The sequence below is a fragment of the ANME-2 cluster archaeon genome (assembly GCA_014237145.1).
Taxonomy (GTDB): Archaea; Halobacteriota; Methanosarcinia; order Methanosarcinales; family Methanocomedenaceae; genus Methanocomedens_A.
On record JAAXOC010000022.1, the window covers coordinates 1 to 14,222 of the forward strand.

4 protein-coding genes are annotated in these 14,222 nt (G+C 38.4%); all 4 read left to right on the top strand.

From position 1 onward, the window contains the following. Positions 1–117: 117 nt before the first annotated feature. The 4 genes from HF974_03355 (at position 118) to HF974_03370 (ending at position 13,988) form a co-directional block, all read left to right on the top strand. Positions 118–12,636 carry a PKD domain-containing protein gene (locus HF974_03355; protein ID MBC2697376.1) on the top strand — a complete coding sequence of 4,173 codons (12,519 nt, stop codon included), beginning with the start codon at positions 118–120 and terminating at the stop codon, positions 12,634–12,636. Positions 12,637–12,699: 63 nt separating this feature from the next. Beyond that, complete coding sequence (locus tag HF974_03360; protein MBC2697377.1) at positions 12,700–13,029, top strand: YbhB/YbcL family Raf kinase inhibitor-like protein; 330 nt, start codon at positions 12,700–12,702, stop codon at positions 13,027–13,029. A 209-nt stretch (positions 13,030–13,238) separates the two neighbouring features. Continuing rightward, positions 13,239–13,724, top strand: coding sequence for a HEPN domain-containing protein (locus HF974_03365; protein MBC2697378.1), 486 nt, complete (start codon positions 13,239–13,241; stop codon positions 13,722–13,724). After that, positions 13,725–13,988, top strand: coding sequence for a hypothetical protein (locus tag HF974_03370; GenBank protein MBC2697379.1), 264 nt, complete (start codon positions 13,725–13,727; stop codon positions 13,986–13,988). Positions 13,989–14,222: the final 234 nt, after the last annotated feature.

A 14,222-nucleotide genomic window follows, 5' to 3' on the forward strand; every position in this document is an offset into this window, starting at 1 on the left:
CTGGATATCGACGCTGCTGACTGGTATTTGTGGGACAATGGCGGGCGCGGCGGCGTTGTGGGCGGATGTAAGCGCGGGTTGTGCGAGTGCAGTCCGTCGGAGCATGGGGGAAATTCAATGATTGAAAAAAATCCAAACAATATTGTTATATTTTTGACAGTATTCTTATTGTTATCATTTGCCGGAATTTCAGCCGCAGAGACTCAAGTAAGCGGCACAATCTCAACAAATACCACATGGGATCTGGCAGGCAGTCCGTACATGATAAACGGGTATGTCTATGTATATAACACAACCATGACCCCAACCCTGATTATAGAACCAGGCGTGGAGGTAAATTTTTCGCAAAGCGGATCTTTAATATTTGATTATAGGGATCCATTTTTCAGTAAACTTATAGCAGTGGGAACCTTTGAACAACCAATTATTTTCAATTGGGGCGGATTATATTTTAAAAGGAATAGTGAAGGACTTATTAGTTTTTCTGAATTTTATAACAGTTCTAAGGCTATCGATACTCAATATGCAAATGTCCTGATAAATGATACGGTGATAAATACTAATAGTTATGGTTTGATTTCTTATTACTCCCAATTAGACATTTCAAATACTATTATTGAAACAAAAAACACGGGAATCCAGGTAAGCTATAGTGATGTGAACATCAGAGATTCAATGCTTAATTCTTCACAATATGATTTAACATTATATAACTCAGGGACCGTAAATTCGATAAATACTGTTTTCAATAAATCAAAGGTCTTAATCAGTGGGGGAATGATATTAAATGCATTCTGGAACGATACCATTACAGTCGAGGATGACCATCTGCCTGTTCAGGGGGCATTAGTCAAGGCTTTTGATAAAGACGGATATTTGGCTGCCAGTGGTTATACGGATTCTGACGGTAAGATTACTTTTCAATTGCAGGAATTCATCCAGACCCAATCAGGTAAGGTTGATTTTAATCCATATTATTTCAATGCAACCAAGAATGGAAAAACAGGTTCGATTTTATCTATAATGACTGGACCTACATCGGATACAATCGCTTTTGGTTCAAATCTGGAGAATCCAAATGATGTTATGATTATTGAGGGCGACTGGATAATCACCGACAGTCAGGCATATTCTGATAAAAACATCCTGCTAAACGGAAGTCTGATCATCAGGAATGGCGGAATTTTGAATTTTAATAATATTTCTTTGAAGATGAGGCTGCTTGAAGCTGATCAACATAAAATCGAGGTGGAATATGGCGGTAAGTTCTATATCAATGATTCAAATATTTCTTGTCTTTATCCGGAGTTAAATTTCAGATATTATTTCAGGAACTATGGCTATTTGAACATCCAGAATAGCAGTGTCAGCTGGGCTGATTCAATTTATTTTTATGATTCAAGTGATGACAGTTCAGTGATCAATAGCAGCAGAATTGAAAACAATAATTATGGAGTTTATATTTATTCTGCATCACCCAATATCACAAACAATGAGATTATAAATAATACTGGCTATGGAATATACACGTGGAATTCTCAATCAATTCCCACCATTTATAATAATTTAATAAAGAATAATAATGTGGGAATTGATGTTACTTATAGTAGCCGTCCTGTGATTGAAAATAATAGAATATTGAATAATAAAAATTATGGTATTTATTGTGGATCATATTATAATCCGGGTTATCCAAAGATTATAGGAAATACAATTTCAGGACATTCCGTTGGTATTTATAATTCAGCCTCTTTGATAGAAAACAATACTATTTCAGATAATTATTACGGGATATCTTTATCTTACAGACAAACTAATATAATAAATAATACAATTTTTAACCATACATATTATGGAATTTATTTAAGTAATGCAAATGCCAATATTATCAATACAAAAATAAGCAATAGTTCTCAAAAAGATCTTTCTCTTTCAGGAACAACATATGTAAAATCTGTAAATTCTAATTTTAACAAATCCAACGTATATCTAAGGGATACCAGTATTCTTGATGTACTCTGGAATGATACTATTTCAGTATCCTATGAAGGTCAGCCGATTAACGAATCAATTATTGAGGTATACAGCAATGATAACATAAAAGTTGCTGAAGGGATAACAGATGAAACTGGTCAGGTCACTTTAACAATTAAAGAATACACACAAAGCCCAAGCGTGTTGCTAAATTTTACACCTCATATCATCACAGCCAACAAGTCAGGATATACAGATGGTTCCATTCAGTCAAACATTACACATTCAAAGTCTGATACAGTGATTCTTGGACAAACAGTATCTCAACCATCCGAAACACCTATTGTAATTCTTGGTGACTGGATAATAAATGAAACGATTTTTTACAATAATAAAACAATTATAGTGGATAATGGAAATCTGATAATCAAGAATGGAGGAACACTCAATCTGGATAATATAAATCTAAAATTAAGATTTACTGATACTGTAAATTATAAGATTGAAATTGAAAATGGAGGAGCATTAAATTTATTCAGTAGTAATGTAACGACATGTTATCCAGAATTAGGGCTATATTATTCCTTTAATAATTATGGTTTACTCAACATCAAAAACAGTACTGTAAGCAAAGCAAATAGCATTTCATTTTATGATTCGAGTGACGATAACTCTTCAATTATCGATAGTACGATAAAAGAGAATAGAAATTATGGGATTTATCTTTATTATGCAAATCCAATTATTTCTAATAATAAAATATTCGATCACCCGATTGGAATTTATCGATTTTACTACAATAAAGATATTTCGTTAACAAATAACCATCTGAATAATTTCAACTATGATTACTATTTGTATTCCAATTCTATAGTTAAGTCAATTAACAACACCTTTGATAAAAACAAGGTTTATTTCGCTAATAATAATGGCATCCTTTATGTATTCTGGAACACTACTGTGAAGGTCATTGATGCAAATAATAATCCAATATCTGAGACAAATGTAACAATAAACGACTCTCTAATTAATAACGTTTTCAATAGCACAACAAACCTTGAAGGCCAGATATCGGACATTATCCTGCAAGAGTACAGACAAACCTACAATAACAAAGTATTCTACACACCACATACTATTACAGCAGAGTACGATGGGACCTCTAATTCATCGATAGTAACCCTTGATGAAAGCAAAGAAATAACAATCAAATTAAACATCAATCAACCCCTCACAGCATCTATTCTTTCCCCTGCTAACAACTCAATGTTTGCACAGGGAGAAGGAATACTATTCAAAGGCATTGGCTTTGATCCGATAGACGGCATGCTTTCTGGTTCATCTCTATTATGGAGTTCTGACCTGGATGGAAATATGGGAACAGGTTCTCAATTAACGTATTCCGGTCTATCTATTGGAAATCACACAATCACCTTTACAGCTACCAACAGTCAGAACAATCTGGCCAGTGACACTTTAAATATTCAAATCATAAATGCATCTGACCTGATAGTAGAAGACATCGAATGGTCAAAGGAAAACCTGAACGTGGGAGAGATCATCAACTTCAATGCTACAATAAGCAACACTGGTGCAGGTAATACTTTACACCCCTTCTATGTGCGCTTTTTAATAGATGATGTCTATATCGGGCAGAGCATGGTGGATCATCTTGGCAGTGGCGAATCCGTATTGGTATCAAAGGACTGGAAGGTGATCCCTGATGCAAATAAGATCAAGGTTATTGTTGATTATTACAATGATAACTCTGAATCAGATGAGACAAACAATGCGAGGACAGAGTTTATTTCAGAGGTCATGGCTCCCGACCTTACCATTTTGAATATAGTGTTTGCTCCCGATATTATTGACGGCCAGGAAATAGAAATTTCAGCAGAAATCAAGAATGACGGAGCTGTGAATATTTCTGATAATATCGTGACCAGATTTTTGGTGGATAATCTGAATATCGGGGATCTGTTATTGAGCACAGGTCTTGATTCAGGGAATAGTACGCTAATATCTAAGAACTGGACAGCCACTCCAGGAGATCATACAATTTCCATACTTGTCGATCCGGATAACTTAATCCAGGAATCGGATGAAAATAATAACTCTAAGAGCGTAATCCTTCCAGAAATATTAAAACCTGACTACATCGTTTCAGACATCTCCTGGACACCCCCGACCTTCACAGCAGGAGACCTTGTGACTTTTAATGCAACTGTAAAGAATATTGGAGATGGCAGTACCTTAAGAAATTCAATTACGGCATTCTTCATTGATGGCAGCCAGATAGGCACAGCAGCCATTCAAGGTCTATTAAAAGATGAATCCATTGAAGTATCAAAATCATGGGTCGCTACATCCGGGAACCATACTGTCAGTGTGAAGGCAGATATAAATGACCAGATCATTGAATTTAACGAAACCAATAATACGCTGTCAAAGAACACATCTCAGATTGAAGAACAGTATCTGTTATCCCTAAGCAGCAACAGTGAAAGCTATGCCGAAGGCGACACAGCAGCCTTTACTGCCAGAGCCTCAAGAAAAAGCTCTGCAAATGTTTATCTGGATAATGATGAGATCAACTTCACTTTAACAATTCTGGATAAAGACAGCAACACAGTATATACCAGCATAATGGACTATGCAAACCAGGAATTCACTGAAAATGTTGATCTGACCGGCTATTTAAAAGGAAGCTACACCGCCAGAGTGATACTGGAAGACGTAAACGGAGTGACTGTTGATAAATCAATTCTATTCAACATAGTTGAAAACTTCAGCGTATCCTTATCAACTGACAAACCGCTCTACGACAGGGATGAGATAGTACATATCACTGGCATTGCACAATATACGAACGGAAGTCCGGTCATCAGTGCCCCTGTTGTCCTGAATATTAAAGTAAAAGGTTATACTCGAACCTACAGCCTGGTAACAGGATCAAGCGGGAACTTTTCGTATTACTATAATCCAAATTACTGGGAAGCAGGGAATTTCACTGCTATAGCAAATGTGATTTCTGATAAACTCTGGAGAAATGCCCGAACATCCTTTGAAATGTACGGGCTTTACATGACGCCATCCGGCATCATTGACTATACGATGTCTGAAAATTCCTCAGAGGAAATATCATTCGTTCTGCGAAACTATGGAGAATCGGATATTAATGGTCTAACTGTCAATGTAGTTGATGGAGATACAGGAGATGGTGTGGATCACCAGCTTATACAGACGCCTGCTCAGACCCTTGCACCTGGAGCTGAGCAGTCCTTCAAGCTAAAAATAACAGCTGGAAATGTTGATGTATCACAGGCGAATTTCTCTGTTTCGATTACCACGAACGAGGGAAGTTATGAAGAGGCTGAACTATTTGTTCATCTTGTTGAAGCTGTGCCAATAGCTATCGTTAATCCAACTTCCATCACAGCAGGAATAAACCCTGATGACATTATGACCAGGACTGTTAATATTACAAACATGGGATATGAAACAATGAATGATATCAATATTTCAGAGCCAACCCTTGACTGGATATCTGTTACTTCCACTGACCCTGGAAGTATTTCTCCAGGTATGAGTAAGTCTTTTGATATCATTCTGCACCCAACCAATGATACTGCTCCAGGAGTATATCAGGAAACAATAACTATCTCAAGCAGTAACCACCAGCCTGTAAATATATACCTCACAATTTCAGTTACATCATCCCATCATGGAGACCTGCTGTTCCATGTTGTCAATGATATTGGTGAGAATCTCTCCGGAGCATCTATCGTAATCCAGAACCAGGATGTCCTTACGCAGGTATTCCAGGGAACCACAAACGAGACCGGATATTATCTCTTTGATGATATCTCAACTGGCAGGTATAATTATTTTGTACAGGCATCAGGCCATGGTTCTGTGAGCGATTCAGTAACAGTCTTACCTGATATCCAGACCCTTGTAGAACCGGTACCTGCCAAGAGTATTCTCGGTGTACAGCTCACAGTGACTCCAATAACGATCGGGGATGAGTATGATATAGAACTGAACCTTACCTTTGAGACAGAAGTCCCACCGCCCTTATTGATACCAAGTCCTCTGTATATCAGTTACGGAGTCAATTTTACTGACCCGGAATATGAGACAGACAGCAATATCACCATCTCAAATCCCGGACTTATCTCAGTTTTCAATGTGACAGTGGATTCTTCCTTCTTAGCAGGAGTCAATATAACTTTCCCGACTGGGAAGACCTTCTTTATTGATGAGATACCGGCAAAGAGTTCAGTAACCATCCCCTATCATTTAAATGTTACATATATTAACTGCGATACCGATTATAAGAGAAACAGTATACAAATAAGGGGAGATTACATCTACTTTGAAGAGAACAGCGATGTAATCCATAATGTGTATCTATACTCAGAGATACCGGTTTTCATCCATATGTACAACTGTCCGGTCTCTCCAGGAAATCCGGTCGATGAGATCATAGAGCATTTCACATATTCTTATCATCCGCCTTGTGGAAGTTACTCTCCAGGTACTCCTCCACCGGTTATCCAGCCAGTAGAAACAGTTCATGAGAGAGTGAAGTTCTCAATATCCCAGGAAGCCACCCTTGAAAGGGATGCCTTTGCTGCCAGCCTTGAACTGACAAATAAGCTGACTGATAAGAATATCGAGGGCGTGAAGGTTGAGCTTGATATTAAAGAAATAGACGGCAGCGATGCCTCTGATATGTTCTTTGTCAATCTGACATTTTTAAATAATATCAATTCAATTGATGGAAGCGGTATTATCAACCCATCAGCAATCGCCAGTGCAGACTGGCTGCTTGTGCCAAAGCCGGGGGCAGGAGGTATATATCCCGCAGGGGAGGATTACACAGTCCAGGCATTTATTGATTATACTGTTGATGGTGTGCCATTCAGCGTGAACAGCACTGAGGAGAGGATCAATGTAATGCCTCAGCCACTGCTGAACCTGACTTATACGGTACCTGGTGAGGTCAAAGCCGGCACGCCTTTTAATATCACCCTGAATGTTACTAATGTGGGTTATGGTACTGCCCGGAATTTGAGGCTTGACAGTGCCCAGCCTGTGATATATGAGAACTTGGCAGGGCTTTTAGTGTCATTTGAACTAATTGGCAGTGGAATCGAGGGTGGGGATGAGAGTGATTCTATGCTGCTGGAGTTTGGGGATATTGGTCCAGGAGAGAGTAAGACTGGGTACTGGGTAATGACTGCAAGTTTAGATGGAGAGTTTACTGAGTTTAAGGGGTCTTTTAGTCACAGTAATGAGATGGGTGGGGAGGATACGTCGTTGATTAAGTATATCAGGTATATTATCCCTGGTACGGTTCATAATATTAATAACGGTAATAGTTTTGCTTCCATCCAAGCTGCTATTAATGATGCTGATTCCGGTGATGAGTTACACGTGGATAGTGGGAATTATAATGAGGGTATAATTATTGACAAACAACTGATTTTACGAGGCATCGACATTGGCACTGGCAAACCCATAATAGATGCATATTCATATACCAACGGTGTCACAATTACTGCTGATGGAGTAATTTTTGATAGTTTTGTTGTGACTTGGGCCGAAAAAAAATCTGTAGAGATATTATCAAACAATAATATAATAATAAATAACAATATAAGTTTCAATAGGCACTGGGGCATCTTCTTAGATAGTTCTAACGGCAATGAAATTATTGATAATGTCATTAATAATAATTATCATGGTATTAATTTAACATCTTCAAGTAATAATGTAATTTATAATAACAAATTAATGTGGAATTATTTCAGCGCTTATGATGATGGGATAAACCACTGGGACAATGGAGTAATAGGAAATTACTATTCAGAAACTACCGAGATCGATATTGCAAGAAAAGGTGCGATGGACAGTAATAGAAATGGTATTTGTGATAATCCATACCTTATACCGGGGGGTAGCAGTGTGGACAATTATCCCATATATATCCCCCTTCCAAATGATCCGCCGATACCCACTATTACATATTCTCCAACAGATTTAATTCTAATTGATAATGAGGTGACTTTTGATGCTTCTGAATCATTTGATCCGTATGGTCCTTATGATGGTGGAAATATTGTTTCATACGAATGGGATTTTGGAGATGGTTCTACTGACACCGGACCTATAGTAAGTCATTCTTACTCATTATTAGGAGACTATGAAGTAAATCTAACATTAATAGATGATGACGATGGTATAACTTATGGCAAAGAAATAATTCCAGTTTCATCAATACTTGGTGATGATATTGAACTCACGGTTTCAGAGACGAAAAAAAGACTTAATAATATTAAATCTGAAGCTGAATGGTCTGCAGAAGATGGTGATTATTTTAGCAGAAGATTAGCAGCTGATGAAAGGGCACGTTTTATAATACTTGTTAGTGGGGCATTAGATGGCATAGCTTTTACAAAAGAGGCCACTCATTATTTCAATTATCTTGGTGATAAAGAATGGATTTATGCACCTATGCACCATATTGGTGACGTTGCTAAATATAATATATATTCAAGTAAAGAAGTATTAAAACTGCTTGATATTGAAATTCCAATTTTTGCAGCTGAAGGGTACAACGAAATATTTTTCATTTTGGGTGATGTATTAAAAGAATACAATTCTTTGCAAAATTATATAATGCCTCCATTGGGTGAAATAGTTGAGGATTATAAAATAGAACTAGATAATAATGAAGCTGATGTTTTAACTAAGATTGATGGTTTAATTGAAGATGAAATTCGAAACTATCAAACAGATTTGTCGAAAAAAAGACAAGCAAATCAAATGATTGTTTGGAATTTAGAAAGAAATGCTTTAATGCTGCATGCTTCCAAAGATTATGTGGAAGAATCAAATTCATTTGATAAATTGTTCTTTGGAAAAATTGTGAAAATTGGGCTTAAGACTTTAGCCACATTAGTTGCTGGTCCACCAGGTGGGGCCACTGTTGGGGTAGCAGGTGCTGTTGGAGATTTAGTTTTGAATGATTACAATATTAAACAAGATAATTTTATGTTTGATCTTGCAGAAAGCATAACTCTCAATTCATATATGGAATCGTATCGTATTTTTAATAACACAAATGCAGGATTGAATAATATAAAACATAGAGTATCACCTGAAATTGCTGAAGGAAATATTATAGCAGTTGATAATGTGGCGTTAGGTGATTATAAACTTTGGGGGGAAAACAATTATCTGTTCACGCATACTGCATATTCTGATATTAGAATTCATAACAGTGGTGATTTTGATACAAATTATGAATTGATAGCAGATTATCAGTCATGGTTTTTCGGTATCAAAAATAACGATTTTCAAGTGATTGATGGAGTTAGCTGGACACCTGTAACTATTAGAGAATCATTAAAAATTAAGGGTGGGATAGAAAGAAGCAATACAATTCGACTATACTATTTGCAAGATGGAGTTGGGGAAAGACCTCGAACTACAATCAACTTGAATTTATTTGGAAAAACTAAAACCGGAACATATTATATTGATTATGAAAATACAATTTTTGGAACAACAAAAATAGCAACATCAAGTGTTTCAAAAGTATCTCAGGAGGAGATTGATAACGCAGAGCTGATAGATTATCCAATTAGGACATCAGTAATGATTCCAATTAATAAAATGGAATATGCTCTCACAATCTTTGTAGAAAATCCGCTCAAGACCCCAATATCTTTCAATCTAAGTCAGGAAATTCCAAACGAAATAACAGTAATCAATACATCAGAAGGTGTTATTGAAGGAAATATTATTAAGTGGAATTTAAAGCTTTTACCAGAAGAGTATAAGTTAATCGAAGTTAAATTCATTTCAAATGGAGAATCTGGTATTGAAATAGAATTACCAAAAACAGTATTAAACATCTATGACCCTGTTAATGATAAGACAGTTGACTTCCTATCCAATTCAAACAACTTTACCACTAGATTCCCTATAGACATTAGGGCGAATCCACCAGCCAATGCTTCAATTAGAGAAAGTATTGTAGTTCCAATAAATGTTACTAATCTCTTAAGTGATTCATCATACAATGGGAATGTTCTTATAGAATTAGAAAATTTCGAAAGAACTAAAGTTTATAGCTCAACAACACCAATTTCACTTGCACCAGGGGAAACGAAAATAATCGACCTTGTTGTATCACCTGATATAGATCCTGGAATTTACATTATAACAGGAACCTGGCAAGGAATAAAAGCTAACATGAGTATTTTTGTAAGTTATATTTCCATTGATGCTGGGTATGTTTTAGGCACTACACTTTTACAAAATCAATATAATAACAAAGGAACAGAAGTAAAGTTGGATGACTATAATACAATCACCCTTCCTGATGGAAGTTATACATTTGTTGGGATACCTATAGGTACTTATTCATTAACATTATCGCATCTAGGTTATTCAGACTATATTGGGGAAGTAATGATTGGTGAAGGACTTAATGTAATTCCAGAAATCATATTAAATCAAAACACTCCACCATCTTCTATCACCTACCTCCACCCAACTCCCTCTATTACCCACATCAACTGGACTTGGAGCAATCCACCCGATCCCGACTTCAACCACACAGAAATATATCTGGACGGAACCTTCCAGAGAAATACTTCAGAAGAGTATTTCAATGCAACAGACCTGACTCCCAACACGGAATATAAAATATCCACAAGAACCGTGGACGATCTCAGAAATATCAATGAAACATGGGTCAATGATACGGCTACTACATTTAACACCCCTCCCGTCTCAAACGCTTCCGGCCCCTACACAGCCATAGAAGGTCAGGCCATCATTTTCAATGCCAGTGCGTCATATGACCCGGACCCAGGCGATAATATAGTCAATTTCGAATGGGACTTTAATAATGATGGAGCAACCGACGAAACCGGGATTGAAGTAAGCTGGACATGGAACGATGATTATGCAGGGCAGGTGAACCTTACAGTCACAGACAGCCATGGTGAGAGCAGCACCGATACCACTTCAGTGACTATACTGAATGCACCACCCGACATAGAAGCCGGAAATAACCAGACAGTAAATGAAGGGGATACAGTAAGTTTCACAGGAAACTTTACAGATCCCGGGACCGGTGATACCCATACAATAGAATGGAACTTCGGTGATGGAACACCAGGCAGTACTGGCACGATTGAACCTACCCATGTCTACGTTGATAATGGAACCTATACTGTCACCCTCACAGTAACAGATGATGACAGTGCTTCAACTTTAGACACTCTTATTGTAACTGTCAACAATGTTGCACCCGTGCTGGATGAATGTGCTGATCAGACCGTTCAGTGGGGAGATACTATAACTTTCTCCAGAAGCTTCACTGACCCTGGAGATGACTCCTGGACAGCAGAAATTGATTGGGGCGATGACAGTCAGAAAGAAGGAATACTGTCCAGTAAAATTATAACGGCCACCCATGTATATTCAATACCTGGTGAATATATATGCACACTAACAGTACTGGACGATGATGGAGGTGTGGGTTCAGGAAATATGCATGTGACAGTAACGACCCGGGCCACCAAGCTTGAGTATATCAAGGATTTATCTGCCCAATACTCAGACTACATTAACCTTAAAGCACAATTGAATGATCCTGGAAATAACAATCCTTTACCTGATAGATCGATCAACTTCATCCTCGACACCCAAACTGTCACTGCAACCACCGGACCTGATGGAATTGCCACCACAAGCTTCAAACTTGATCAGCCGGCAGGCAGCTATGATATTAAGGCAGAGTTTGCTGGTGATGACTCTTACAGCCCTGATAACGACACGAAAGCTATGCAAATTAGCAAAGAAGATGCTGAGATCACCTACACTGGTGACACTATTCTTCCTACTACAGCTGGCTCAATCGATCTCAGAGCAACACTTGAGGAGATCGACACTGACTATGGTGACTTAACTAAAATAAATGTTAATTTCAATATCTACAAGAGTAGTGACCTATCATATTCAAATCCGATTGCTACTATACCATCTATTGCATCGATCCCGGTAACTTCATCCGGCATAGGCGTTGGAACAGCTACTGCAACGATTGACAATCTTCCAGAAGATGATTATATGATAATGGCCAGGATCGTACCAAATAACTTTTATCTATCAATCTCATCGAACCCAACCCCAATGGTTGTATATGAGCCAACAGACCAGTTCACAACTGGGGGCGGCTGGATTTGGGATCCCACAGGAAGTCATGGTAACTTTGGCTTTAATGTTAAGTACAATAAGAAAGGAAAAGTCAAGGGCAATTCGATCTATGTATATCGTCTGGATGGGTTAGATTATATTGTGAAAAGCAATGCCTGGATCGGCCTTGCTATAAGTGATAATACTTCTGACTTCCAGGGAAAAGCAGTGCTCCAGATTTTTGACCCGGTTACAGGTGAACTTCAACCAGAAAGTAGTGGCAACTTCCAGTTTACTGTAGAGGCTATGGATAATGAGTTGAATGGTGGTCCAGATTATTATGAGATAACAGTCCTTGACAAAGAAGGGTTGGAATATCATAATGCAACAGGTTCATTAGAGGGAGGAAATATCGTTATACATGATAAGAAATTAAAATAATTATCTTTAGGATGTATATCCAACCAGTCTGATAAAGAAATCCAGTTCGAGGAGGAGACCATAATGAAACAAATCTCTATATCATCAGATGCCTTTAAAGCCGGCACCAGCATACCAGTTAAACATACCTGCGATGGGGAGGACCGCTCCCCCGCATTCACATGGAATACCGTCCCCGCAGGCACACAGTCCATCGCCCTGATAGTGGACGACCCGGACGCCCCCGGCAAAACCTGGGTCCACTGTGTGATCTACAACATGCCCGCCGGCAGCAGCGAACTACCCGCTGCGGTACCTAAGAACAAGACCCTGGACGACGACGTCCTGCAGGGTACGAACGACTTTGGCAGGATCGGCTATAACGGACCCTGCCCGCTGCCGGGTGTGACATGAGATGTGTATCCTGGCGATTCGATTCAGGATGCAATTGGCGGCACAGGGGAAGGGATACGATTTACGTGCATGCCGGGACGTATGTCGAGAATATGGATCTGAGGAATAGCTCAGGTTGATTGGCGATGGTACGGGAACTGCGGCTACAAATGTTTATATGGATGTCGAAAAATATTGATAGCAGATAGCGTCTGAAAATGAGGATTACGATGAAGCAAAATAAGTTAATGGAACTGACTCCTGATAAATGGGGACTGCTTGTGTATTTGAGTGATTATAATGCACTGGATTTATCTACGATAAAACGCTTCATGATTGATATTGCTGAATCCAGATTAGCACTTGCAGAAGATGACCTCTCCATAGCAGAGAAACTTCTTGAAATTCGTTTAGATAATCGAACTGTGATCCATAAATCGTATTATTCGATGTATCATGCTGCAAGGTCTGCGGTGTATCTGCAGATGCAGATTGATGTCAAAGAGCATCGATCACTTGTGGGCAGGTTCAAAAAACTACTTATAATGAAGTTTGGAGATGAAACACTCGCTAATCAGATGAATACATGGAGATCGATGCGTATAAAGTGTGATTATTATCCGGATGTAGAGATTGCGGAAGAGATGTGCAAATCTGCGATGTCAGATGCTGCTATGATCATTCACACCTGTAAAAATCTTGTGGAGGAATTTTAGATGGATAAAGAAGAAATCATAAAGATAATCAGGAATGAAGTCTCAAAGGAGTTTGGGGTAGAAAGGATAAAGGACATCGAATATTTCGGACCTTATGAAGGCGAGGATCTTGATGTGATCGTTTATGTTGAGGGGATCGATGAGCGTAAGGATACCGTAGGTGTGGGCATGCGGCTGTTTGATATATTCGATGAGATGGATATCGATGTTCCGCTTGCTATAATAAGGGCAAAGGAAGGAACGGGCGAAGAGGCGGCAGCATAAGCGAATCTGGGTACGCTGCTGTTGGCTGCGGTCGCAGTGGTGTTTGCGGCGAGCGCTGGGGATACGATTGGGGTGAAGATATGCCTTTAGTAGATGCAGGCGAATGCGACAGTGCCATAATCCTGAGTGCAGGATGGAGCAAGCTTGAGGGGTATCCATTTCAAATCTAATGGTAAATTTGAAAAATACAACCTAACAAATTATAGATTACAACATCAGTAGCGATTATTGACT